Source organism: Planktothrix sp. PCC 11201, assembly GCF_900009135.1.
GTDB lineage: Bacteria > Cyanobacteriota > Cyanobacteriia > Cyanobacteriales > Microcoleaceae > Planktothrix.
In genome coordinates this window covers 531694-557916 of record NZ_LT797688.1, presented here as the reverse complement: position 1 = coordinate 557916, position 26223 = coordinate 531694, and the positions used below count along the sequence as shown (strand labels likewise).

Below are 26223 nucleotides of genomic sequence, written 5' to 3'. Positions count from 1 at the left end.
GATAATTTCAAGAATAACAAATTTTCCCAAATTGTAGTAGAATGGTAAACGGAAAAACTCCCAATTGAGGAGGATATCAACATTGGACGAACTTAGATCTGGATTAGAACTGGCAACAGAAGATGAGTTGGAACAGTTAACGGAACTCTTGTTTAGTCGGGGTTTGAACCCTTTAGACTATGTAAAAACTCCCACCCCCATCGACGTTCAAAGTCGAGACAGGGAAGCCTGGTTAGATGCTTTAGAACAGCGTTTTCGCTATCTTGCCGCCGATGGGGTGACGGTTTTACGGGGAAAAACTCAACAGGTGACTTACCGCCAAGCCTTAATTCAAGTCTGTCATTATTTGAGAATTTCCTATGCAAAAAACCTGTCAACTTCTGATTTAGAAGCGGAGGTTTTTTTGCATCTTTTAGGTCAAGTTTGGAAACGTTTACCCCAGTCAGAACAAACTAACCTCACCCAAAAAATTCAAAAAGCATTAACTGAAACAAAACCTTTACAACCCTTACCAATTTCTGCCCAAAAAGATCCGTTAGGATGGTTATTTAAAGCTGGAAGTTTGGTAGCCGTTAATTCTGTTATTCGACCGATAATTTTAGGACAAATAGCCCGTCAATTTGCTTTACATTTTGCTAAATATCAAGTAGCAAAAGAAGCCTTAATCACAGGAGGCGCAACCGCAGCCACTCAATTTCAAAATTATGTTGCAATTCAAGCCGCAAATCGAGGAATGGCGGTTACGGCAACTAAATATGGGTTAACTCGCAGTGTATTTTCTTTCCTGGGGCCGTTATTATGGACGTGGTTAGTGGCTGACTTAGGATGGCGAGCAATTTCTACCAATTATGCTAGGATTATTCCCACCATATTTACTTTAGCACAAATTCGTTTAACCCGTTCAGATTGGGCTTATTCTTAATACTGATTTAAGGTTTTTTGACCGATTTTAACCCATGCAATCCATACTTTTACCCCACCCAGAACGACGATTACAGTTACCTTGGAATTGTTTACAATGGGGGGTGTTTTTATTTCCTATTCTACCAATATTTGGCAGCATTTCTATTTTTTTAGGGATAATTATTAGTTATCAACGACGGTTTCAATTTATTCGGAAAAATCCCATTAATCAAGGGTTAGCTATTGTTAGTATTTTATTAGTTATTATTTCTATTTTAGCAGATAATCCCCTTGAATCTTTCCTGGGTTTAAATAATTTTATTCCCTATTTTATTATGTTTGCGGGGTTAAGTGAAATTATCCAAACCCCTAGTCAATTGCGACAGTTATCATGGTTAATGATATTTGGTGCTATTCCCGTGACAATTTTGGGACTAGGACAACAATATTTTAGCTGGTCGGGAATTGATAGTTTACAGGGTATTTTAGGCTGGAGTTTACAACTAAATGGTAACCCGGTGGGTCGAATGTCCTCGGTATTTATGTATGCTAATATTTTGGCAGCATATCTAGTGATTGTTTTCACATTAACCCTAGGGTTACTCATTCAAGAATGGCAAAATAAATCCCAGAATGACGATGGTTATATTCTGAATAAAAACCAGAAAATAACACTATTAATTATCACAATATTATTAACAGCAATTGACTTGATTTTAACCAACTCCCGTAATGCCTGGGGATTAGCAGTTTTATCAAGTTTAGCCTATGCTTTATATTTAGGATGGTGGTGGTTAATCTTATTAGTGACTACAGGAGTAACGGCTGTTTTCGGGTCAGCTTTTGCACCTTCTCCGATTAAAGAAGGGTTAAGAATGATTATCCCCGCTTATTTTTGGCAAAGAATTACCGATGAAAATTTTGTGCGTCCGGTAGAAACCCTCAGAATTACCCAATGGAAATTTGCCTTAAATTTAGCCCAAACTCGCCCCTTAACCGGATGGGGATTAAGAAATTTTACGCCCCTATATGAAGCTAAAATGAATGTTTGGTTAGGTCATCCCCATAATTTATTTTTAATGCTGTTTGCTGAAATGGGGATTCCTACAACAGTATTTTTTATGGGAATAATAGGTGGGATTTTAAGTCAAGGATTTTTGTTATTAAAAAATAGCTTAACTAATCCTTCAGAGCGATTAATTTATTATAGCTATTTAATTACCTTTTTAGCGTTAATTTTGTTTAACTGTTTTGATGTCAGTTTATTTGATTTTAGAGTAAATACCTTGAATTGGATAATTTTATCAGGAATTTGGGGAGTTGTTTGTAATACTATTGGTAATTCTACCAAAAACAGTTATAATTAAATCATCTTTTAATAGTCCTAAAAAGGGTAACTTTTATGGTGGAAAGATTAACTCTCAATTTACCCTCTATTCACAATTTAACCGATGAACAATTTTTTGAACTTTGTAGCGAAAATAGAGACTTACAATTTGAAAAAACTGCTGATGGAGTTTTAATAATTATGCCACCAACTGGAGGAGAAACAGGACGAAGAAATGTTTCTATTTTGTTTCAGTTAGAAACCTGGAGTCAACAAGATAAAACTGGAGTTACCTTTGATTCTTCTACCTGTTTTAAACTTCCTAATGGGGCAAATCGTTCTCCCGATGGGTCATGGATACAACTACAAAGATGGCAACAATTAACACCAGAAGCAAGAGAAAAATTTCCCCCTATTTGTCCAGATTTTGTGATCGAATTACGGTCAAAAACCGATAGTTTAACCACGCTGCAAAATAAAATGAAAGAATATCAACAAAATGGGGTAGAATTAGGATGGCTAATTGATCCCATTCAAAAAAAAGTAGAAATATATCGAATCAATCAACCTGTTGAAATCTTACAAAACCCTTTTCAATTATCAGGAGAAAATATTTTAAAGGGTTTTATTTTAGACTTAAATCCTATTTTTAATCTCAACAATTAAACCCTATAAAATCCGATCATAACACCGAATATCCGGTGGACTAGCAACTAAATCCTTAATTGCAAGTGCAGCAGCTTGAAGATGAACATTTGCCAAATGGGTTTGTAAATGCTCTAAACTTTCCCATGTTTCCACAAAGGTAAAATCCGTTGAATCTTCCTGATTTTGTAATAAATCATATTGTAAGCAACCTGCTTCTTGGCGAGTCGGTTCCACTAACCCTAATAATACCGCTTTTAACGCTTCCACCTGATTCGGTAACGCCACAACACGAGCAACAACACGCAAGTTTTGAGTCATTTTCAAGTCCTCGTAAAATTTTGTCAATCTATTATTAACTCATGAAGACAGAGGAAGTTCAATAATAAATTCTGTTCCAGTTCCCACCGATGACCGACAGAGAATTCTGCCTTGATGCCGATCTTCAATAATTTGACGACTAACTGATAAACCAATTCCACTTCCTTGTAATACAGGTTTTGTAATTAATAAATCCTCAAAAATTGCATTTTGAACGTCCTCAGATATTCCTAAACTATTATCTTGAATTGATAAAACCACAGAATCTTGGTTTAAGTCGGTTTTAATGATAATTGTAGGTTTAAATTCAGGATCGCCAGGGTGAGCTTCTGCTTTTTTATCTAGGGAATTAATCCCATGATTAATTAAATAAGATAAAGCTTGATTGAAATGTCCCGGATAACAATTAATTTCAGGAATATTCCCATAATTTTTAACAACTTCAATCGGAGATCTAATTTTAGTGCCTTTGAAGCGACTTTTTAACATTAATAATACACTATCAATGCCATCATGAATATTAAATAAGACTTGGCGATCGCCTTCAAACCGCCCAAACGTCCGTAAAGAATTACTAATTTGATGTAACCGTTCTGCCCCATTTTCCATCGCAGCTAACAATTTTGGCACATCTTCGATTAAATACTCTAAATCAATAGAATCAATTTCATCGGTAATTTCATCGACCGGATTAGGATAATGTTCTTGATACAATTCAATTAAATTCAATAAATCTTTAACATAATCTTTAATATAAGTAATATTTCCGGTAATACAGCCTAATGGATTATTAATTTCATGAACAACACTCGATACTAAATGACTCAAGGTTGCTGTTTTCTCCTGTTGTACCAATTGCAAAATATCCGTCGCATTTAGTTGGGTTTCAGACGGGTTTGTTGAACTCATACTTAAATTTCTCCTTATAATCAGTGTAGAGACGTGCCATGGCACGTCTCTACACTGATAACTGATAACTGATTAAGGTGCTAACGCATTGCCGCGTAACAAACTCGCCAGGGTTTTTGCAGTAATTTTCATCTGAATTAAAGGGTTTGCCGGAACAACGGTTTTGTACAAATAGCTATCAAAGGTTAACTTCTGCACATCCCGATCCGAACACATTTCTACAAAGGCTTCCCGGGTCGCATCCGTCCGATAGAATACCCGTTGCAAAATATCTAACACCAGATAAGTAATGCCATATTTCTTATCCCAGAGTCTAATATAGTCCTTCAGATCCGCTTCTGTCGGAATGCGTTTACCGCTATTGCTGCGTTCCACAATAGTTTCGGCGCACATCCGGCCCGACTTGGCGGCGAAGTAGATCCCCTCTCCCGAGGACTTGGTAACTGTCCCGGCGGCATCTCCCACCAAAGCCACTCGTCCCACCACCCGACGGGGACGGGGATGTTCGGGGATGGGGTGAGCCTCCACCTTAATAATTTTACCGCCTTCGATCCGGTGGGCAGCCCGGGCGCGAATTCCCGCTTGCAGTTGTTTGATCATGGCTTGGTTGGGTTTCATTGTCCCCGTTCCCACGGCTACATGGTCGTATTTGGGGAATACCCAAGCGTAGAAGTCGGGGGAAACATCGTTACCGACATACATTTCCGCCCGATCTTCGTAATAGGCCATTTTATCTTCGGGAATGCGGATGCGTTCTTGGAAAGCGATCGCATAATTATAATCCCCGGCATCAATGGCTTTAGCAATGCGGGAGTTCGCCCCATCAGCCCCAATGACTACATCCACCTCTAGGGTTTTCGGTGTACCTACGCCATCCTCGGCCGTGCTGTGATCATGATAATGCAGCACATAGGGGGCGGAATTAGTTTGAGGAATTTTTAATTGATGAACAGTACCATTTATTAAAATTGCTCCTAAAGAGACGGCGCGATCGCGCATAAACCCATCGAGAATTTCCCGACGGCACATTCCAATATATTCGTCTTCTTTTTCAATGAAAATATCGACCTCACGGTTTGAGGGAGAGATCATTTTCATTTTTCTCACCCGCCGATCAATGACGTGAGCCGGTAAGTCAAACTCACTGACCATACAAAGCGGGATCGCCCCACCACAGGGTTTGGCGTTATCCAGCTTGCGTTCAAACAGGTAGGTTTCAATGCCTGCTTTAACTAGCGTTTCGGCCGCGGAAGCACCCGCAGGGCCAGAACCAACAACAGCAACCCGTAGTGTCAAAGGTCTTCCCCCAATATCTATCTTGTCTTTTTATTCTTGAGTGATGGTATCACAGACCCTCACCAGGAAACCATTTTTCCCCCTTCAGTTGTGACGCTTTGCAATACAGCTTAATATTTTGTAATAAATTATTGGCCATTCCCCATTCCCTCTAAATCAAGAAATCAAATTATTTTTTAGGGCAAATCGGATCAACTCTGTACGATTATTACTATCTGTTTTTCTTAATAAACTACTGACATATTTCTCAACGGTTCTGGGACTCAGGTGTAAGTGATCGCCAATGGCAATATTAGAGAGTCCCTCAGCTAACAACTCTAGGACTTGATACTCTCGTTGGGTTAGACTAATCTCGAAAGTTGGTTGCAACTGGGTCGCGACGGGATCTAAAACCCCATCGGAGACATCACTTACCGTATCCGCCAGACGGACTCGCCATTCCGACTCAATTAATTGCGATCGCTCTAATAAAGCCCGGATCACGACCCCCAACTCCTCTAACTCGAAGGGTTTGGGCAAATAATTATCACATCCGAGTTGATACCCCCGAATTCGTTCTTTGGTACTGGTATGGGCGGTTAAAAAAATCACCGGAAGCAGACGAAAAACAGGACGAGCGCGGACTTGCTTGATCAGTTCATAGCCATCCATCTCAGGCATACCAATATCTGTCACGATCAGGTGGGGCTGATATTGCTCCACCAGGCGCAGCGCCTCCCGACCATTCTCCGCGGCAATTACCGAATAGCCCGAAATGTCCAAGTAATCACTAATCGAGAGGCGAGTCCCTAAATCATCATCAACAACTAGAATTGTTAGAGGCATAGGGATAGGGGGGCAGAGGAGCAGGGAGCAGGGGAGATGGGGGGGCAGGGGGGGCAGGGGAGGTAAGCAGTGCGAGATCTCTGATCGCTAACAGTTAATAATTAACAGTTAATAACTAACACCTCAATATTTGACTGTCAACACTCAATTATTGATAACTTGCCATTAAGGATGCTGGTTTTCCTGGATTTCCTGCTAATAATACCCCGCGTTTATTCGTTGCTAAATGTCGCAGAATTTTATAAATGGCTTCAATTTGATCGGGGACTCCCGCTTGTTGGGCGAGGGTTTCCAAAGATAGGGGTTGACCTGAGTTTTGCAGAACTTGAATAATTTTATGTTGTAAGTCCAGAACCTCTGCGGCTGCTTTTTTCCCTGCTTCAACACCCGGTTGATGGTAAGCGTTAATATTTACTAAAGACGCATATAAACCCACCGCCCGATCGTACAAAGCAATTAACGCCCCGACAATTGTGGGGTTAACTTCGGGAACCGTAATAGTAATCGAATCCCGCTGATTTTCATACAATGCTTGCCGAGTTCCGAGTAAAAATCCCGATAAATAATCCCCGGATGTGACCCCAGGTTCAATTTCAATCGAAGGGGAAGATCGATCTTTCAACACTTCAATAAAGGTGGCAAAAAAGTTAGGAACTCCGTCGCGTAATTGTTGAACGTAGGCGTGTTGATCCGTTGATCCTTTATTCCCATAAACTGCAATTCCTTGATAGACAATATTGCCATCAAGGTCTTTTTCTTTCCCTAAAGATTCCATAACTAACTGTTGTAAATAACGACTAAACAACAGCAAACTATCTTTATAGGGCAAAACTACCATATCTTTTTCGCCCTTACCATTTCCGGCATAATACCAAGCCAAGGCTAATAATGCCGCCGGATTGGTTTTTACCTCCGGTGTGCGGGTGGCGATATCCATGGCTTTCGCCCCAGCCAACATTCCCCGAATATCAATGCCTTGTAAGGCCGCAGGCAATAACCCAACGGCCGATAATTCAGAAGTTCGTCCCCCCACCCAATCGGCCATAGGAAAGGTGGTTAACCAGCCTTCAGCATGGGCTTGTTGATCGAGTTTGCTCCCGACACCCGTAACAGCTACGGCTTGTTGGGCAAAGTTCAGGTTTTGAGCAGAAAAGACATTTCGTACCTCAATCATGCCGTTACGCGGTTCTGGAGTGCCACCGGACTTAGAAATGACCAACACTAGGGTACTCTTGAGGCGATCGCCAAGTTTAGCCAAAACCCGATCGATGCCTCTAGGGTCAGTGTTATCAATAAAATGGATATTCAGGACTGGGTGATCTGGGGCTAGGGCTTCCGCCACAAATTTAGGCCCCAAAGCCGATCCGCCAATGCCAATGGATAAAATATCAGTGAATTGGGCTGCATTCGGCGGTTTGATCTCCCCTTGATGAATCTTGGCTGTAAAGGTTTCTATTTTTTCTAGGGTTTCAACGATTTCTAGCTTGAGATCCTGGGTGGGGGCAAGATCGGGGTCGCGCAACCAATAATGGCCGACCATCCGGTTTTCATCGGGGTTGGCGATCGCCCCTTTTTCTAAGGCATCCATGGCTTTGAAAGCCTGATCAAACTTGGGCAATAAGGATGCAACAAAATCATCGTCAAATCGCATCCGACTAATATCCAAGTACAGTCCTAAGCTGTCATGGTAGTATAGCCAATCTTGGTAGCGTTGCCAGAGTTTAGTGGCATCCATAGTCTTACATTCCGCTATATTGATTTTTAGCTTAAAGGATAACGGGTTTAGATTAACTCTTTTTCAGTTAATAATTAACGGTCAAGGCTGTCTCTTGATCCGTTAAACTGAAATGTGCTTGCCACCGGATCTATAACTATGGCCAAAATTCTTGCGATCGCCAATGGAAAAGGGGGAGTGGGTAAAACCACAACCGCCATTAACCTGGCTGCTATTCTCGCCCACAACTTTAGCACCCTTTTAGTCGATACAGACCCCCAGGGTTCCGCCTGTTGGTGGGCTGAACAGGGTCACGGGGGAGAAATGCCCTTTGAGCATTCTTCGGAGACTGACCCGAGTTTACTGTCTCGATTGCAGCAGGTACAGGACTATGAATTGGTAGTGGTGGATACGCCTCCAGCGTTAAAATCCGATGCGTTATTAGCCGTAGTGCAGGTGGCTGATTATTTGGTGTTACCGACCCAAGCCGCACCCATGGATTTAGTCGCTTTAATTGAAACCGTGAGATCAGCGATTACCCCGTCAAAGGTTCCCCATCGGGTCTTGATGACTAAAGTTGACCCCCGTAGTTTAGGGGATGCTTTTGATGCCCAAAAATCCCTACAAGAAGCGGGGATTCCGGTATTTAAAAACATTATTCGCGCCTATAAAGCCCATGAACGTTGTCCCCTGGAAGGGGTGCCAATTATTCAGGCAAAAAGTCATAATTCCAGGGAAGCCGCTTCGGATTATCGACGGGTAGCGGTGGAATTATTGCGGAGTTTAACGGAAAACAAAATTATTTAAACTTAATTCGATTAATTTGATTTTGTAATTCCTCAATTTGTCGGCGTAAATCTTCGACTTCATCCTGAGATTTTTCGGCTTTTACGTTAACCGAACCTTCTGCGGTGGCTTGTTGATAATGACCGGAACGAATTTCACCATATTCAACTGAATCATTCCACTCTTTTAAATATTGAATTCGTTCCACGGGAAAGGGATGACTTGACATCATGCCTTGACCGCCATTATAAAATAAAAACTTATAAACTTGATTTAAACCATCTTGATCTAAATCGCGATATTGTTCGGATTGACGGATAAATTCATCTAAACTACATTCATGGGCATATTTCGTACTCACTCCCGCTAATTGCATCATGGATTTCATCACAGATTTGAGATCATCCGTTACTAATAATGCCGCCCGGTCTGCCGATAATTCGGCTTTTCTTCGCCATTCATAGAAGGCATAAATTAAGCCACTATTGACTAAATTTCCTAACCCAAAAGTTAATTCCCCAATCATTGAAGCCACACCCATCGCCCAAATTGACATCTGATTTAAAATCGGATGACCACATTTTATATGTCCTAATTCATGGGCTAAAACGACTCTTAGTTCGGCTTCATCTACTAAGTCTAAAAGACCCGTATTCAAAATAATATAGGGGTGTTCCTGTCCCAAGGCATAACTATTAACTTGGGGATTTTGAGAGACAAATAAACCCGGTTCGGGAAAAATATCTAAATCTCGCACACATTCCCGAAAAACATGATAAATACTAGCATATTGTCTAGGCCCTACTTGCAAAGCATTTCCCATTAAGTAAACATATTGAGGACGTTCGTAGATAAATTCGACAAATTTACTCGCGATTAAATCAAAGCCTGGAACACTTCTTAAAGCAACTTCTGCTTCTTTATCTAGGGGATGACGAAAGGCTTCGCTAGAAATTCCGGTGTAAGTTGGCATAATAATAATTTACAGGTTATGTTAATACAATGTTGAGAAGCCCCCAAGGGCTTACGACCTTTTGGATATTCTCATGATCAAACTATCTCCTGTTTCTATTTTAGGGGTTCTGGTTATTTTAAGTGGATGTGGGACTCAACCTGATCCGATGGCGGGTCATGTTCAGCAGGTCACATCCTATTTGACGGGTATAATGGAGACTTCAGCCCAGGCTAAAGCAATTCCTGGTGCGCCCAGTGTTCGGATGACAACTTGTGAGGTAAAGTTAAACAATACAGACCTTTCTGTTCAACAATCTCAAGGGATTTTTCTGTATCAAGAACAAGCTTTAACTCGCAATTTATCAAAACCCTATCGTCAGAGATTTTTGGAAATTATTCCCAGTATTGATAAAAATAGGATTGAGTCTATTAGTTTTAAACCTATTAATCCTAAAAAATGGATAGATTTATGCAAGAAACCTCTATCAGACCGGGTGATCAGTGATCAAGAAATAGAGAATGTAAAGTGCAGTGTATTTTTGAAACCTGTGGGAAATCAATATATTGGTGAAACTCAACCCGGAGGCTGTGTCACTAATTTTAAAGGAGCGGTTAAAGTTACGAATACGATTAAGTTAGATCAAAATGGGATGGAAACTCAAGATCGAGGCTTTGATGCTCAAGGTAAAGGGGTTTGGGGGGCAAAAAATCGTCCATATCAATATCAGAAAATAGAGGTTAAATCTCAACATTAAATTAATTCAATTTTAAACAAATCTCTTGATACCAATGATGGAGAGTGTTGGGAAAATGGGGATGATGGAGATCACCGCGCCACAGAATTAACGCATCTTCTCCGGTATCTTGATAATATCCTTTACGACATCCTGCTTCTTTGAACCCAAATTTCTTATATAAATTAATCGCAGGTTGATTAGAAACTTTCACCTCTAGGGTAGCTCGTTCTAGTTTACGTTTCCAAGCCGATACTAATAATTGAAATAATAACGCCTGACCTAACCCTTTTCCTTGATATTCTGGATCAATCGCTAAAATCGTAATATGGGCTTCTTCTAAGATTGCCCACAAACAACCAATTCCAATTAGTTGATCACTCGAACTCTCAACATCAGTTAATTCTATTTGAGGGAGTTGGAATTCTTCTTTTTTAGGTTCTTGATCCCCGGTTTTTCCTTCCCGTTTCCAGATGATTAAATCACTATTGGGACTCTCTATTTCCCTTTGATATCCGTCTTTTGTCCAAAGTCCCCCTAAACACCGTTGATCGAGTTCCACAACAGCAGAAAGTTGATCAACCGTTAAGAGTTGTAATTTTAAATACTGTTTCCCCATTTAAACGAACATCTTCTAACTAACCTTCTATTCTATTATAGGGCATGGAAAAACTTCTGATCTTGTTAGTTATTTAATTCCAGATCAGAAGTTTTTCCTCTAATTAAATCAAGTCTCCTCAATTTAATATTGTTTCTGTCTTCTCCGTAAACCCAGTCCGAACACAACTATCAATGCTAAACCAGCCATTGTAGCGGGTTCAGGTGTTGAAACAGAATTTTGGTTTGGAGATGAACCCGGCAAATATGAATTTTGATTACAGGAATTAGCCAGTTGATTCAAATATTGAGAAAGGTTATAACTGGGTTGTTGAGTCGGGCTGCTCAGAGCCATTATTTCTGGAGAGTTAGTATTAATATTAGAGCTAGTTTGAGAGGTTGCTAGAGTTTGAGCTTGCACAGGAATTGTGCTAGAGGAAAAACTAGCAAGACTGAGTGTTAAACAAGCAATTCCTAATCTAACAATGCGATTTATTTTCATGGTGTTCCGTCTCCTCGGTTAAATTAATGAAATAAAATTCCTGAGTAAAAATCAAAGATTAGGGATGAATTTTCACTCAACCATAATCTTAAAGTTGAAACTAAATAATCCAATATCCAAAAGGTATAAACCAAACTTAAAGGGGTATAAAAAAATAACGTAATTTGGTTAGCAGGTGATTCCGAACTGTGTTCCAGGCGAAGAAGTTGTTGATAAAACTCTAAGGATCGCGCCCTTAAATTATTAATACCAGTCCAAGCCACTAACAAGTAATACCCATCAAATTTGTTCAGGGGATTGAGATTTAAAATCACAGTTAATAAAGCAGCCGTCATTAACAGATAACTATTTTGTTTGAGTTCACTATTAACAGGTGCAAATAGAAATAGCCAAAAAGCGATCGCCCAAATTATTAACTGCATAATTATCCCAGCCGCCACCACTAAAACCCGTTTTCGCCGAGAAATTAAACAATATTGGTCAGTAGTATTGGTATAAAATCCAGGAATAAAACCCATACACAATAACCCGATATCTGGCACAATTCCCCCATAATGTTTTAAGGTCAAAGCATGACCCAACTCATGGAATAAAATCACCAACAAACTGAATCCCAACAGTTTGAAAATAGGTGCCCAATTTCCCTGGGTAAAACTTCCCCAAACTTGGTCATGGGTGAGAATTAATCGATGAGAAAACAAGAACCAGATAATAATAGTTTGAATGAAGAAAACAGCCAGGATAATTGCAAATTGTTCTGTCCAAACCCATTTAAACTTATGAACTATTTGGGTTAACCAGCGATCCGGTTTAAACAAAGGAACTTTGAAGTAAAGAATTTGACTTAACTTAAATTTTTTAGCCGGGGGTTGAGTTCCTTCTAACATTCCCGTTGCTGCTAACATTTTTAGCAACTCTTGGATATCTTCTAAAGACACTTTATATTCAGCAATAATCTGCTGAATACTGGTTTGACCCAGTTGGGAAATAATACGTTTATCGAGTTCATCAACTTGTAAAAATGTGACGAATTGAGGATTTCTTAAAATCCAGTATCCATCAGGATGTTTAATCCAATTTACCTCTGATTTTAACTGCATATTTCTAATCCCTATTCTCTTATCTTAATTTAAACACAGGAAATCCTTCAGGAGTTCTGACAATATTGCCTTGTTGATCCCGTTCAACATCAGAGAATATATAATAACCATTTTCATCCTGTTGTAAAGACAAACTCCCATTAATAAATTGATACGCAGGTTGATAAAATTGGGGAATACCTTGATACTCAAAAACTTCACCTTGTTCATCCAATAAAACTGGAGAAACGATTAATTGACCGACCCGATCAAACACCCACTCATTGTTTTTTGGTTCGCGTAAAGGGATAGGATAAATTGGTTGTTGATTACTGGTTTTAACTAGTTGACCTTTTTCATCTCGTAAAGGGAATAAAAATACAGGTTCTCCCCGATCATTTCTAACTAATTCATTCGTTTCTGGGTTGCGTAAAGGAATCGCACTTGGTTCGGGTAATTCTAAATCTAATAGCTCAGGATGGGCAGGATGTAAAGAAGGTAATTCTGCATCCGATGAAATGTCATAATGACGAGTATACTGCACGGCAGATTTGGTAAAACCCAAACGTTCTAATAATGATTGAATCCCCTTTTGTTCCGCCGAAATTAGTACATCAATGTCACTGACTTTTAATTGATCAACATACCCAATGCCTGCTAAAATTAATTGTTGAATCGCTTCCGCATTGCGATGTTGTTGCTGTACATATAAACCTAACGCCGAAGCAACACGTCGAGATAAAAATGGGCTTTCTTGTTCATATTGATGACGCAAATTTTCTGGTAATTGTGGGGGTGGGGCTTCATCATAAGCAAAAAAGAAGAAAAACCCCACAATAAAATTAGATTTTTGATCTTCTAAAACCAAACAAAAACAGTTGGATTTTTGCAATTGATAGGTGATATATTGACGAAAATCATAATCCTTTTTCAGAGTTAATGACGGATCAATACTAGAACGTTCTTCTGCGAAAGCTAACATTAAAGGTGCGATCGCATCCACATCTTCCAAAGTCGCCAAACGATGTTGATAAGCCATAATCAAGTTAAAAAATGTAAGTGAGTTAAGGGGTTACTATCGCCTCTGCTGATAGCGGTTTTATATGATATAGAGGTCAGTCAGGGAAGATGCTGGCACTTCCTACCCATCATCAATAATCACTTGAAGGGACTGTCTCTCAGCAATTCTGCCAACTGCTATCAGTCCTGAAGTTAAACCCTTTAAGTAGCTATACATTGTATAAGTTTAATCCAGAATAGTATAGCTTTGTTAATATAACTTAAAGTTTAATCCTCAAAAATTAAGTAGTTTACTATACAAAGTATAAATTATCTTTACAAAATCTTTACATTAATCTAAATTTTTATCTAAAAATAAACCATATATAGTGTTATTAAGACTAAAAAATCTAATAAAACAATATATATAGCGTAAATACGGCTTTACAAAAGATTTACAATATTTGTGAGATAGTTGTGCTATATTGTAACTCACAACAATAAAATTCTTGAAATCAGGGGCGCAATCTATGGGTTGGTCTTGGTTAAATGATAAAAACGACAGCAAAAATCAAGCTCCGTCGAAAACTCCTCGCAAAAAACGGCATTCAAAACGAAAAACCTTTATTTTAGAGGAAATTATCACCCCCAGTGTGATTATTCCCGTAGCGGATTTACATCCTAAGATGTGTCCTGTTGATGGAGGAAACATTGATATTTCTCCTATCAATGGTTTACCCCCTATTTTCACCGCAGAAGAACTAGGAATCGACTTTTTGATTCCTGATCATTCCCCTGGAAACTTTGATTATACGATACCGGAAATTTCTCCTGATACCCCTAATTTAACCCTTGATTTAATTGCCAATAACCCGAATCTAAATCATGAATACCTGATTAATGTTCAAACCATTCTTGATAAAATCAATCAAGAATATTTAGCTGGGATTATTAATGTTGATTATACCCCTTCTGTCGGTAATCAAATTAATATTATTGATGCAATTAATACCCTGCCAGAACCGATTATTATACCCATTGATCCTCCTGGTAGTCAACCTAATATTTCGGGAAATAATAATCCGATTAATGATTATCCTGACGTTACTCAACCCAAACCCAATCCAGAAGAAAAACCTAACCTTAATTTACCTCCTGAAACCCTGGTTAATCTTAATCAAGATTTAGCCCAATTAAACGTTATTATTAATAGCAATAATTCCGGTAATCTATTAGAGGTTTTATCCTCCGATGCAGCCGAAGAAGCATTAGAAAGAATTAATAATATTTTTGACGCAAATCCAGATTTACTTGAACTATTAACCCAACCGGATGATTTAGTTAAAACAGGGATTAATCCAGCTAATATTCAGGTAATTAAAGACTTTTTAAGCGATCCAGGAGTCGCTGAGTCGATGGGTTTACCTGTTTCCTTAGCAGAAGCATTAAGCAACCCTGATTCAACGGTTTTTGATCAATTTTTACTGAATGCTGATCAGGCTTATTATTTATTACCAATTAATGCTAAACAGCCCGTTGTTGGCATTATTGATTTTAACCAAAATCAGCATAGTCAGAAAGTTAACGAGATTTTTAACAGTATTAATCCCCTAGTAAAACCCAAAAACTACACCGTTAAAAATAATGATTGGGCGACGGAATTAGTGAAATATGTAAATCAGTTAAAATCTCAAGGAAAAACCCAAGGAATTGTTAATTTAAGTTTTGATTTATCCCAACTAGATGATATTGGTGTAACAACTCGCTATGAATTAACCCCACAGGAACAGCAGGCAATTCAATACGCCAAAGATCACAACGTTTTGCTGGTTGTGGCATCAGGAAATACCGGAGGTGTGATGTCAGCTTTAGGAGAAGCTAGTCAGACTTTTGATAATATTATTACCGTTGGATCTATTGATCAATTTGAAGGAAAAACCGACTATTCTGCCTATGGCAAAGGGTTAACAGTAGTTGCCCCTGGTGGAGAATGGCAGGATGATCAAACTGCTTTTGTGGGGACATCCCGTTCTACGGCTTATGTAACTGCTGCTGCGTCTTTAATTTGGGCTGCAAATCCCGATTTAAGTTGGCAACAAGTTAAAGATTTACTAATAGAAACTAGCCGAGATATTAACACCGAAGGATGGGATCAACAAACCGGATATGGTGTTATTGATATTAAAGAAGCCATTCGGCGATCGCTAATTACAGAACCAAAAATAGCCGAAACTCAAGACCCAGTTACGCTGATTCCTTTTAGTGGTGAAGGACGAGTTCAAACCCTCGCTAGAGCCGCCGGAGATAACACAGAACAGGCGATTTCTGATTTAGAAACAACTCAAGAAGCCCTGGTAAACCAGTGGCAAACCTTATTAGATTTAGGCAACCCCGAACTAACTTTAACTGAATTAGATGCAGAAGTTAAAGCGAAAATTGTCAGTGCTTTTGAACAGTATCAACAAGTTAATACCGATGCTGCTATTTCTGCCGCCCAAGCCCAACAATGGACAGAAGCTTTAGCCTTAGCAACCCAACATTATCAAATTGAAGCGACTCGACTGCAAAACTTGTTAATTCAGCAACAACAATTGCAGGAACAGTTAGCTAGTTTAGGGGAACAAAAAACGGCTTTAGAAGCTGAAACCCAAGAATTATTAGCAGCAATTCAAGAAAATATTCAGAAAGCGGAAAAAGATTTAGCGAAGGCAAAATACAAATTAACTAATCCATTCGCTGATGTTAATGATAATTTACAAATTAATCCTCAATTTTGGCAAAATGCTGCTAATGCTCAACAACAATCTGCCTCTAATTTCCGTCAACAGGCAAATGTTCAAAATACAGAAGCACAACGTTATAATGCGATCGCAAATTCCATTAACCCCACTCGTTGGCAAGTTGTTGGAACTGAAAAACGTCGTTGCGGGGGGACACAAGAAATTTGGGGATATGGAACAGATCCCAACTTACTGAAACAAAAACAACAAAATCAAGGGCAAGCACAAATTGCGGCTCAAAATGCTCAAAGCTACTTACAGTTAGCCCAACAAGCGCAACAACAAAGCACGGCTTTAAATCAATATGCAGAATTCCTCAACAATCAACAAAATCTGAGTTTAGTAAATGGTAATACTAATGATGCGAATACTGTTTTAGAATTGCTGAAAAAACAGTTATCTGATCAAGAAAATATTGCCAAAAATTATCAAAAATTGGTGAATTTAACTGAGGAGCTACGGGTACAAAATCAAAACAGTGCCGATTGGAATAATAGTCAAATGAACAACCGTTGGCAACAGGTAGGAACTCGACGCACAGGAGCATCTGGACGCAATACGGAACCTGTGTATGGATGGGTGGTACATTATCCTGAATATATGGCCCCCCGCGATCAAGCGCAACAATTAGCTAATCAAGCGGCACAGGAACGGGATGTTTATAAACAGTTAGCTTCTCAATCTCAGCAACAAGTAAATGTGCTACGAGAACAGGTGCGGAAACTTTCAGAAACAGAAATAGTAAAAGATTGGCCTGTTTTAGAGCAGGGAATTGAGTATGAAATTACGGCGGATGAACTACGTTTGCAAGCAGAAAAAGATTTACTCGCCTTGCATACACCTGTACAAGAGCAGAAGTTAGAAACCCTAAATCTGCAAATTTCTCAAGCAGAAGAACAGTTACAAACGTTAGAAAATCAGAAAATTCCCACACAACAACAGGCGACTAATTTAACAGAAAATCGCTTGAAAGAAACGCAGACAGAAGTAGAAGCAATTCAAACAGAACGCGCTTCGGCACAAAAGGATTTACAGAATTTCCTAGAAACTGTTGGTTTCTTATTGCCTTATCGGGAACGACTCACCGCTATTAAGAAAACAGTGCAACAATTGGAAACTGAAAAACTAGAAGTTGCTCTAAAAATTCAACAGTTAAATGAGGAAAATGCTAAACTTCAACCGTTGAATGTTGAAAACCCCATACCTCCCAATATTGGTGGTGTTTTAAAAAATGAAAATCCGATAATAGGCAATGTTAATGATGTTTTACAAAATGAAAATAATGCCAAATATAGCAAAATTTTAAGTCAACAAATTGACTACTGGACGGATCATTTAGAAACTCTCAATCAAGAATTAGATTGGGCGAAATTACAGCAGGATCAGTTAGCTTTGGCGATCGCGGATTCTCCTGAAAGATTAGCAATTTCTGGCTTAATTAAGGAATTGGAAACCGCACCTAATTCGATTAATCCAGAAGCGAAAATCGAAACTCTCAAATCCTATGAAGGGAGTGGTGCGAATTTCTTAGAAGGTTTTGATAATTTGCCTCAACGTCTTGCTGATGCTAAAGCTGAAGACACTCAGACTCAAAAAGATTTAGATAAGCTGAATCAGGAATATCGAGAATTGGGTTTACAGAAAGCTAATTTGCAAGATAATCTAATTCCGGCGAAAGAAAAAGAAATTGTGGCAAAAGAGCAACAAATTACGGTTACGGAAAGTGCGATCGCGCCAACTCAAGGCACTTTAAATAACCTGCAAAATCAGCTAACACAAACCCAAGATTATTTAGCACAAAAATCGGTAGAAATTCAGCAACAACAGGGGGTAATTGCTGCTACTCAGTCTGAGATTACTAATCTTCAAAATCAAATTGTTGCTAAAAATTCTGAGATTCAACAACAGCAGTCTGTAGCGCAAGGTTATCAGAATCAAATTAACCAAGCTAATGCTGCTGTTAATTCATTGGAACAGCAACGACAAGCGCATCAAAATGCTGCTAATTACTGGAATGGACAGATTCAGACTTGGGGAGTTGTTGGTTATGGCTGGAAGAATTCACAACCTATCTATGGTTCGATTTATAACCCACAAGCGGAAGCTAATCGTAATGCTGAACAAGCGGCTGCTAATTCCTACGCACAACAACGAGATGCAGCACAAGTTAATGCAGTACAACTAACTGCTACTTTACAGCCTCAAATTGCGGTAAATCAGCAACAAATTGTTACTTTACAACAACAGCAACAGTCTTTAAATCAGCAACAAAACGCATTAAATTCTCAACTTGCTAACCAGCAAAATCAACTCCAACAACTGCAACAAGAACAGCAAGAAATTAATCAGCAAGTTAACAACCTCCAATCTGAAATTAACCAAACTCAGAATCAATTAAACGATTTAAACACTCAGCTAGGAAATCAACAACAGCAGCGAGAGGATTTAATTGCACAACTGGCACAATTGAATCAACAAAAAGCTGATACTGAACAAAAGCTAATTGAGAAATATCGGGAAATTGAACTCACTGATAAATACTTTGAACAAGTAGAAGCGGAAGTAAATCGTCTGCAAAGTCGGTTAGATTTACTCAATAAAGCGGGAGTTTTAGAGCAAAAATATCAGCAAGATTGGCAAGAATGGCAAGAAGCAAATCAGGCACTAGAAACAGCAACTCAAGCGTTGTTAGATATTCGTAAAGATGGACAACCAAAACGCAATAGCCTAGCACTTTTACAACAAGAATTGAAGGATGCTCAGGCAAATTTAGAACTGGAAAAATCTATCCAAAAATCGATTACCGATACCCAACAATCTCTGGAATTTACGAAACTGCAATTAGGGAGTCAAAAATTACTGCTACAAAGCTTAATTGACCGTGATAATCCATTAGCTGCCTCCGAGCGAGATTATCTCAATCAAGCCGCCGCACATCAACAAAAAATATGGTATTGGAATGGCAGTTCCTACGTTTATAATAGCGCCGAAGCTAAGGCTTATCGTGCTAGTTTGCAGCAAGCTTCGTTTGTTGCAGATCAGCGTAATCTTGTATGGCAACAAAGACAAGAAACTTCGACAAAAATCAACGAACTTAATCAAAAGATATCTCAGCAACAATCCGAACTGGATCAGAAACAATCTGAACTGACTGCTTTGGGTTCAAAGATTTCTTATTCTCCCTATTCTTTTATAGCAGATGAACGTACTCTTACATTAACTCTTACATTAAAACGGCTACAAGTTCAGGAAAATACACAAACTCAAATTATCCAGGAGGCAACCACTAAGGCGCAAAATTTAGCGACTGAACTATCGCAAACTGCTCAATTACATTCCACAGCTTTGCGGCAATTGATTGGGTTTGGGATTCTCGCTTCTGAATCTGATGTTGATTTCTTTACTACACAATTAGAGCCACAAGTCAATACCCAGTTAGAACATTTAAAAAATGTGAGGAATGACTTAGGAAATACAATTGATAGCCAAAATCAACAGATTGCTAATTGGGAGGAAGCATTAGCTAATACTCAAGATGATGTTAGCAAGCAAGCGCTGACAAATCTGATTAATCAAGCTAAGACACAATCAAGCAATTTGGAAGCTTTGAAAACATCAAATCAGAGTAATGCTAATGAGTTAGAAGACTTGTTGAATCAGGCAACGGAAGCATTGACACCTTTGCGTCAAAAGCAAGAGTTAGAGATTCGCCAAAAACTTCAGAGTAATGATGGACGCTTGGAATCTTTGCAGTCTCAATTAAATTCTGAAAATGCGACAGATGCGGCGATTAATTCTGGTACGGTTTTAGATCATGTATTATTGGCAGACCAAATTAATCAAGATTTGCGTCTGGGTGCAATGAATTGGACGGAGCAATTCTTAGCAGGAAATCAACAGACTAAGGAATTAGTTACACAGCAACAGGATTTATCTAATTCGGTTGATGAATTGATTGCCTATATTAATAATAATTTGGCCGAACCGGATGGGAATTATAATCGCGCTCAGGCTAATTTAGAAGATGGAATTATGACCCTTGGTGCGGTTGAAATTCGCGCTGATGAATTGGATACTGCTTTTACTTCTACCGAGGATGCAATTGAAAGAATTAAGTTGCGGATTGAGCAAGATGCTAAATTGTGGGAAGAAATTGCTCCGATTGCGATTCGATATGGTGCTGAGTCGCAACAACTTGCCGAATTTACTAACTTAGCTCAAAAACTGCAAGTCGCTAAAGAGAAATTTGATAAAAAACAGCCAGACGCGATCGCATTTGCCACTCAGGAAGTCTTACCAATTGCCCAATCTTTAATTGATCAAACTAATGGTAATCCAGCTTTAGAAACTTATGTCGAAAAAGTCAAAAAATTATTAGCAAAAATCCATGATTTAGCAACAAAACAAGCTGCTAGTGAAGCGAAAGCTGCCGAAGTGCGTCAAGAATGGGAAGATGCAACTAATTATGACGATACGCCCATCAATCAGATTAATTTCGGCAACAAATTAGTACAATCCCGTCGAGGTCAAGATAACCTAATTTATGTCCGTAACTCTACTGATGGTGGTAAAACTTGGACACAGTGGTTACATACGGGTGGCGGCACTAATTTCGATAGCATTAAGACGACAGTTGTTGATAATAAACTATTCCAATCAGTACGGGGTAGCGGCAATCAAATTTGGGGACGCTCTAGCACAGATGGAGTGAATTGGGCTAACTGGTTCCCGATTGGTGGTGCGATGACAACTGATTACTCAATGGATGTTGTCGGGAAAAACTTAGTATTTACCGTTCGCAATTCCGATAATAAAATCTACTCTCGTACTGCTGTTAATGGTACGCAATGGCAGAAGAATTGGGAGCCCGTTGGTTCTACCATGAGCGATATCGTTCAAGATGTAGTTGATGGCAAGTTAATTCAGTCCTATCGAGGCTTTGATAACCAGATTTATGTGCGTCAATCTGCTGATGGTGTTAAGTGGGAAAATTGGGAACAGATTGATACTGCTATTGCTAAATCTGACTGGCGACAACAGTATTTACAAAACCTACAACAGTCTGATACTCATAACTTAAATCCGGTCACTCGTACTCAATACAAAGACAAGCTAGTAGAAGCAGTACGCGGTAAAGATAACCTGATTTATGGTCGTTATTCTAGCGATGGCGGTAAGACTTGGAGTAATTGGCAATATACCAACGGCGGCATTAATAGTGATGTCCAAATGGTAGTCGCTAATAATGCCCTAATTCAAGTTGCGCGAGGAACTGATAATACTCTCTATGTTCGCCAATCTGCTGATGGCGTTAAGTGGAATAACTGGTCAGCCATTACAAGTGATGTTGCTATTGCTAGTGATTTTTCAGTCGATAGTATTGATAACAAAGTGGTATTCAGTGCCCGTGGCTCAAACGGCAAATTCTACAGTCGTACCCTCATCCCTAACGTGCGTTGGACTAACTGGGAAGTGAGTCCACTTAATACGATCAATCCCATTGAACAAAAATTGGTTGACGGTAAGATAATACAGTCTTACAAAGGAGTTGACGATCGCACTTATGTTCGCTATTCCACTGATGGCTTGAAATGGAACAATTGGGAAACATTGGAAAGTGCGATCGCTAAAGCCGAAATTAATCAGCAATATTTGGGAGAATTGCAACAAAATAGCGATCAAAATCCTAACCCCGTCACTCGTATTCAATACAAAGACAAGCTAGTAGAAGCAGTACGCGGTAAAGATAACTTGAGCTATGGTCGTTATTCTAGCGATGGCGGTAAGACTTGGAGTAATTGGCAATATACTAACGGTGGCATTAACAGTGATGTTCAAATGGTAGTCACTAATAATGCCCTAATTCAAGTTGCGCGAGGAACTGATAATACTCTCTATGTTCGCCAATCTGCTAATGGGGTTAACTGGAATAACTGGTCAGCCATTACAAGTGGTGTTGATATTGCTAGTGATTTTTCAGTCGATAATATTGATAACAAAGTGGTATTCAGTGCCCGTGGATCTAACGGCAAATTCTACAGTCGTACCCTCATCCCTAACGTGCGTTGGACTGATTGGCAAGCGAGTCCTGTTAACACCCTTGACGGCATTTCCCAAGAAGTTGTTGATGGGAAAGTAGTGCAGACATACCAAGGTATTAACGGTCAAATTTATACCCGTTCCACAGGGGATGGATTGAAGTGGACTGCTTGGGAAAATCACGATGTGATCGCGAAACAATATCAGCAAGAAAAAGAAGCGCAACTCCCACTGATAACGCAAGAAACTAGCCTTGCTGCACGTCCGTTATTCCTAGCAGAAAACTCAGAAAACGGTACGGCAATTGACCTATTAAAAGCAGCAACATTAGAAGGTCGCACTTCCAATCAGGAAATTTCTAATCTATTAAATGCAACTCGGGCGGATGTTCTTCTCAATGCAGATTCCGTAGAAGGACGCAACCCTCTGCAAGCGCTATTTGATAAATCGAAAGCAGCCCAAGCCTCCCACGAAGCCCAAGGTCATGCACTTTTAGCGCAAGCCAATTGGTATCAACAACAAGCAGCATATCACTGGGCTGTGAGTCGTAAAAATGGCCCTACTTGGACAGAACAGCGTTGGGTGAAACCGGAGTGTGGCAAAGGTCATTGGGAAACTGTAACCCACGTTGACTATGACTGGATTGTCTGGCAAAAATATTCCCAAATATTCCCTCAATTACGAGCAAAGGGATATGCACAGTTAGTCGAAGCTGACAAATGGCGCAAAGAAAAAGAACGTATTGAACCGCTAAAAAATCAGTGGGTTGCTGCTAACGATGCGGCGAATACTGCGGAACCTCCTATTGATGAAGCGCGTAATTTCTTTGCCGAATTAGAAGCAGCGCGAGAGTCAATTCCCGGCGATCAAGTTCAACTTGCGAGTTTAGAAAACCTACTTCCGATCATTAAACAACAGTTAGAAGAAGCTGAAGCAGAAGCCGCTGCCCAAAATGCTCAAGTGCAGCAACAATGGGCAGAATATGATACTAATTCTGAGGAGTATCGCGCTGCTATTGCTGATATTTTGCAACGTCGTGGTGAACTGAATACAAAAGCCATTGAAACACAGCAACAATTAGCTGATGCTGAAGGTACTGTTGAACGTCAAACTGTGGCTTTGAGTGACGAATTGGCAAGCACTAAATCCCTCAGTGCCAGCCTGGAAAATCAACAAAAAGCGCTGCAAAATCAGATTATTACTTTGCAGAATCAAGGTGTAACTGAGGAAGAATTAGATAATTTGAACACTAATTTAGTTCAAATTAATCAATCCTTGAAATGGCTGAATAATAAAGCAACAGTTCTCACGGCACAGCAAACTGCGCTAACTCAAAAACGCACGATGTTGACGGCACAAAATGAGGTGATTTTAGCAGAACAGCGATTGCTGGATGCTTATATTAATGACCCGGATGCCGATTACAGCAATTTGCAACAACAATTAGATGATGCCCGTGCTGCTTTGGCCGAAGCCCAACGATTGGCGGAACAAGCAGAAGCGGCTAGTCAGGCTCTTACGGCATCTTTACAACAGTTGAAAACCGATTTGTTGGCTCAAAATGATCAACATTTGAGGGCTGCTAGAGAACATCAAACAATTTTGAAAGCTTTAGTGGAGGCTACCCAATCGAATGCTAATTACACTTTACAAGCTGCACAAAAACAGCAAGAAGTCAATACTTTAGAGTTCCAAATTATTCAGCGTTTGCAGACAGCAACGGCGGCTGGCTATCAAGAAGCCAAGCATTTATTGGATGTTGCACAGCGCAATGATATGGCGACAGCGGCGGAGATTTATTACCGAGATTATAACGATTTAGCAGGCGATCGCGGTGGTTGTGCTGGCGGTGCTGGTAATGCGAACGATCAGATTTTAGCAAATAGTTATTATGTCGAAATGCTGAATAATCGCGAGTTACAACGTCGCGCCCAAGCTCAAGCAGATGCCTTTGGTGCGGCGAGAAGAACCGCAGAAGCGCAGATGAAAACACTGCAAACGCAACAAGAAACAGCCCAACAGTTATTAAATGATTTGAATGCAAAGGTTGCAGAAACTCAGGAGGAACGGGATAATAAAACTCAGGAATTAGCTATTGCCCAAGCCCGTTTGGATGGGATTACTCGCATTCGTGAACAAACCGAGCAAACTTTTATCCAGTTAGTAACGCTGGAAAAATTGAACTTAGCACAGGCACAATTAGAACAAGAAATTGCCCAAAGTCATCAGGCAGAAATTGATGAAGCGGTGCAGGAACGGATGGAGCGCGATCGCTTAGAATTAGAACGTAAACGGTTAGAAACTACCGCTAAAATTGAACAACTTAAACAACTGCAAGCTGAGGATGATTTACGACAATCTTTGAATAATGTTCGCGGCGATTTAGGGTTAGCAACCCTAGATCCAACGGAAGATCCCATGCAGTTAAAAACTCAATTGGCGGGACTTCTTACTTCCCTGAAAGATTTGGAAACTCAGCAACCGGATTTACCTGATAATGTGAAGGCTTTATTAGCAGAAGCGCGGGGTGATATTAACTTAGCATTGCAAGGAAAAGAAGCGGCGAATATTCAAGAAACCCTGCTAAGTGCAATGGATGGGATGATTGGGCAAATTGAGTCGTATAAGAGTGAGATTAATAAGATTGATTTAGATGAACAGTTAGACAATGAATTGTTACAAACGGCTGAATCTGACCTGCAAGCTGCGTCCCAACAATTGTTGAAAGAGTTACAGCGTTCGGCAGAGTTACAAGGGGAACATGATGTTATTGCTCCGTTGTACGAGGAGGTTTTAAATAAAATCGCTTTAGCGGAACAAGCGGTTGATATTTCTAATGATTTAGCCGAGCAAGGGAAACAGATGCTCGACCAAATTATTAAGAAACGAATCGCAGAACGGAAAGCACGGAAAAAGGCTTTTTGGAATAAGATATTAGGCATTATTTCCGGTGTCATTGGCATTTTAGGAACTATTCTGAGCTTTACTCCTTTAGCCCCATTAGGTATTGCTTTAACGGCGGCTAGTGCTGGAATTAATGCGATTCAATCTATTATGAATGGCGACTGGTTAGGCGGTATTTTCAGCATTGTTATGGCGGCGGTAAATGCAGTGACAGCAGGTATGGGAAATGCGCTAACTAAAAGCGCTCAATTAGCAATTCAAGGATTAAAATCTGTTGCTACGGGTGCTTTTAATGGTGTTCGTTCCATGATGTCTGGTGACAATATTATGGGCTTCTTGCAAATTTTAGGAGGTGTCGCAGGTGCTGTTACTTCTGGGTTGTCCAGCTTTATTGGTCAAGCTGCTTCTATCTCCCAAAAGATGCTTGTGCAAGTTTTCAATAGTTTGCAGAGTGTACCGACAATGATTTATAGCGGCATTGAATCAATTAAAAATGGCGATTGGTTTAGCGCCATTGGTAACATCTTTAATTCTGTTATAACTCTCGGTACAAACTTCGCTGGAGTGTTCAATAGTACGGCTAAGACATTGTTTGAATACTTAGGCAAAATTGGCAATACTGGTTTAGCAATTGGTGGCGCAATTAAGGAGGGAAGTATTGAAGGTTGGTTGTCTGGAATTAACAGCATTATTGGAATGTGGGGGCCAGATATTGCCAATTTAGTTGACCGATTAAATGGAGAACCAATTGACCCAAATCTGTATGAACCTAGTGAGGAGTTAGCAGAAGGTTCTTGTAGTGGATGATATCAATAACTCACAGAAACCCCAGGTTTCTAACCTGGGGCTACACGAAAAAAGCCCGCCTGCGCGGGCTATCAAGAAAATAAAAACCCACAATAATTTAGA

16 protein-coding genes are annotated in these 26223 nt (G+C 39.7%); 6 read left to right on the top strand and 10 right to left on the bottom strand.

Annotated features, from left to right (window positions below; genetic code table 11):
• Window positions 1-82: 82 nt before the first annotated feature.
• Genes PL11201_RS03205 through PL11201_RS03195 form a run of 3 tightly spaced genes read left to right on the top strand, consistent with a single transcriptional unit; the run spans window position 83 to window position 2896 of the window.
• Complete coding sequence (locus PL11201_RS03205) at window positions 83-922, top strand: YaaW family protein (RefSeq protein WP_079677152.1); 840 nt, start codon at window positions 83-85, stop codon at window positions 920-922.
• A 34-nt stretch (window positions 923-956) separates the two neighbouring features.
• A complete protein-coding gene (locus PL11201_RS03200) occupies window positions 957-2270 on the top strand; it encodes an O-antigen ligase family protein (RefSeq protein WP_079677151.1) in 1314 nt (437 codons plus the stop codon).
• Between the two features lie 35 nt (window positions 2271-2305).
• Window positions 2306-2896: a Uma2 family endonuclease gene (locus tag PL11201_RS03195; RefSeq protein ID WP_079677150.1), complete on the top strand. Its 591-nt coding sequence runs from the start codon at window positions 2306-2308 to the stop codon at window positions 2894-2896.
• 3 nt (window positions 2897-2899) lie between these two features.
• Here PL11201_RS03195 and PL11201_RS03190 read toward each other — a convergent pair whose 3' ends face one another.
• The 5 genes from PL11201_RS03190 to PL11201_RS03170 form a co-directional block, all read right to left on the bottom strand.
• The gene (locus PL11201_RS03190) at window positions 2900-3196 is read right to left on the bottom strand and encodes a putative quinol monooxygenase (protein ID WP_079677149.1); all 297 of its coding nucleotides are present in this window, start codon (window positions 3194-3196) and stop codon (window positions 2900-2902) included.
• 39 nt (window positions 3197-3235) lie between these two features.
• Window positions 3236-4105: a sensor histidine kinase gene (locus PL11201_RS03185; protein ID WP_079677148.1), complete on the bottom strand. Its 870-nt coding sequence runs from the start codon at window positions 4103-4105 to the stop codon at window positions 3236-3238.
• Window positions 4106-4177: 72 nt separating this feature from the next.
• Complete coding sequence (chlP, locus tag PL11201_RS03180) at window positions 4178-5401, bottom strand: geranylgeranyl reductase (RefSeq protein ID WP_079677147.1); 1224 nt, start codon at window positions 5399-5401, stop codon at window positions 4178-4180.
• A 156-nt stretch (window positions 5402-5557) separates the two neighbouring features.
• On the bottom strand, window positions 5558-6226 hold the full coding sequence (locus PL11201_RS03175) for a response regulator transcription factor (RefSeq protein ID WP_079677146.1): 669 nt from the start codon (window positions 6224-6226) through the stop codon (window positions 5558-5560).
• 148 nt (window positions 6227-6374) lie between these two features.
• Window positions 6375-7961, bottom strand: a complete 1587-nt coding sequence (locus PL11201_RS03170; protein WP_079677145.1) for a glucose-6-phosphate isomerase — start codon at window positions 7959-7961, stop codon at window positions 6375-6377.
• A 138-nt stretch (window positions 7962-8099) separates the two neighbouring features.
• Between PL11201_RS03170 and PL11201_RS03165 the strand changes: the two genes are divergently transcribed.
• The gene (locus PL11201_RS03165) at window positions 8100-8747 is read left to right on the top strand and encodes a ParA family protein (RefSeq protein ID WP_079677144.1); all 648 of its coding nucleotides are present in this window, start codon (window positions 8100-8102) and stop codon (window positions 8745-8747) included.
• Here the strand turns inward: PL11201_RS03165 and PL11201_RS03160 are convergent.
• Window positions 8740-9699: a M48 family metallopeptidase gene (locus PL11201_RS03160; protein WP_079677143.1), complete on the bottom strand. Its 960-nt coding sequence runs from the start codon at window positions 9697-9699 to the stop codon at window positions 8740-8742. The two genes, PL11201_RS03165 and PL11201_RS03160, sit on opposite strands and share 8 nt — an antisense overlap.
• Window positions 9700-9772: 73 nt before the next feature.
• On the opposite strand from PL11201_RS03160, the gene PL11201_RS03155 reads away from it, so the two are divergent.
• Window positions 9773-10435, top strand: a complete 663-nt coding sequence (locus tag PL11201_RS03155; protein ID WP_079677142.1) for a chromophore lyase CpcT/CpeT — start codon at window positions 9773-9775, stop codon at window positions 10433-10435.
• Between the two features lies 1 nt (window position 10436).
• Here PL11201_RS03155 and rimI read toward each other — a convergent pair whose 3' ends face one another.
• The 4 genes from rimI to PL11201_RS03135 all read right to left on the bottom strand — a co-directional run bounded on the left by rimI (window position 10437) and on the right by PL11201_RS03135 (window position 13631).
• On the bottom strand, window positions 10437-11033 hold the full coding sequence (gene rimI, locus PL11201_RS03150) for a ribosomal protein S18-alanine N-acetyltransferase (RefSeq protein ID WP_079677141.1): 597 nt from the start codon (window positions 11031-11033) through the stop codon (window positions 10437-10439).
• A gap of 123 nt (window positions 11034-11156) precedes the next feature.
• Window positions 11157-11513: a PEP-CTERM sorting domain-containing protein gene (locus PL11201_RS03145; RefSeq protein ID WP_079677140.1), complete on the bottom strand. Its 357-nt coding sequence runs from the start codon at window positions 11511-11513 to the stop codon at window positions 11157-11159.
• A 23-nt stretch (window positions 11514-11536) separates the two neighbouring features.
• Window positions 11537-12613 carry a site-2 protease family protein gene (locus PL11201_RS03140; RefSeq protein WP_079677139.1) on the bottom strand — a complete coding sequence of 359 codons (1077 nt, stop codon included), beginning with the start codon at window positions 12611-12613 and terminating at the stop codon, window positions 11537-11539.
• A 19-nt stretch (window positions 12614-12632) separates the two neighbouring features.
• On the bottom strand, window positions 12633-13631 hold the full coding sequence (locus tag PL11201_RS03135; RefSeq protein ID WP_079677138.1) for a hypothetical protein: 999 nt from the start codon (window positions 13629-13631) through the stop codon (window positions 12633-12635).
• A gap of 490 nt (window positions 13632-14121) precedes the next feature.
• On the opposite strand from PL11201_RS03135, the gene PL11201_RS03130 reads away from it, so the two are divergent.
• Complete coding sequence (locus PL11201_RS03130; RefSeq protein WP_079677137.1) at window positions 14122-26121, top strand: DUF8189 domain-containing protein; 12000 nt, start codon at window positions 14122-14124, stop codon at window positions 26119-26121.
• Window positions 26122-26223 lie beyond the last annotated feature (102 nt).

Coding starts and splice junctions, on each gene's coding strand:
- PL11201_RS03195 (WP_079677150.1), top strand. CDS start 2,306: ATGGTGGAAAGATTAACTCTCAATTTACCCTCTATTCACAATTTAACC.
- PL11201_RS03175 (WP_079677146.1), bottom strand. CDS start 6,226: ATGCCTCTAACAATTCTAGTTGTTGATGATGATTTAGGGACTCGCCTC.
- PL11201_RS03145 (WP_079677140.1), bottom strand. CDS start 11,513: ATGAAAATAAATCGCATTGTTAGATTAGGAATTGCTTGTTTAACACTC.
- PL11201_RS03130 (WP_079677137.1), top strand. CDS start 14,122: ATGGGTTGGTCTTGGTTAAATGATAAAAACGACAGCAAAAATCAAGCT.
- PL11201_RS03140 (WP_079677139.1), bottom strand. CDS start 12,613: ATGCAGTTAAAATCAGAGGTAAATTGGATTAAACATCCTGATGGATAC.
- rimI (WP_079677141.1), bottom strand. CDS start 11,033: ATGGGGAAACAGTATTTAAAATTACAACTCTTAACGGTTGATCAACTT.
- PL11201_RS03155 (WP_079677142.1), top strand. CDS start 9,773: ATGATCAAACTATCTCCTGTTTCTATTTTAGGGGTTCTGGTTATTTTA.
- PL11201_RS03160 (WP_079677143.1), bottom strand. CDS start 9,699: ATGCCAACTTACACCGGAATTTCTAGCGAAGCCTTTCGTCATCCCCTA.
- PL11201_RS03170 (WP_079677145.1), bottom strand. CDS start 7,961: ATGGATGCCACTAAACTCTGGCAACGCTACCAAGATTGGCTATACTAC.
- PL11201_RS03200 (WP_079677151.1), top strand. CDS start 957: ATGCAATCCATACTTTTACCCCACCCAGAACGACGATTACAGTTACCT.
- PL11201_RS03135 (WP_079677138.1), bottom strand. CDS start 13,631: ATGGCTTATCAACATCGTTTGGCGACTTTGGAAGATGTGGATGCGATC.
- PL11201_RS03185 (WP_079677148.1), bottom strand. CDS start 4,105: ATGAGTTCAACAAACCCGTCTGAAACCCAACTAAATGCGACGGATATT.
- PL11201_RS03190 (WP_079677149.1), bottom strand. CDS start 3,196: ATGACTCAAAACTTGCGTGTTGTTGCTCGTGTTGTGGCGTTACCGAAT.
- PL11201_RS03165 (WP_079677144.1), top strand. CDS start 8,100: ATGGCCAAAATTCTTGCGATCGCCAATGGAAAAGGGGGAGTGGGTAAA.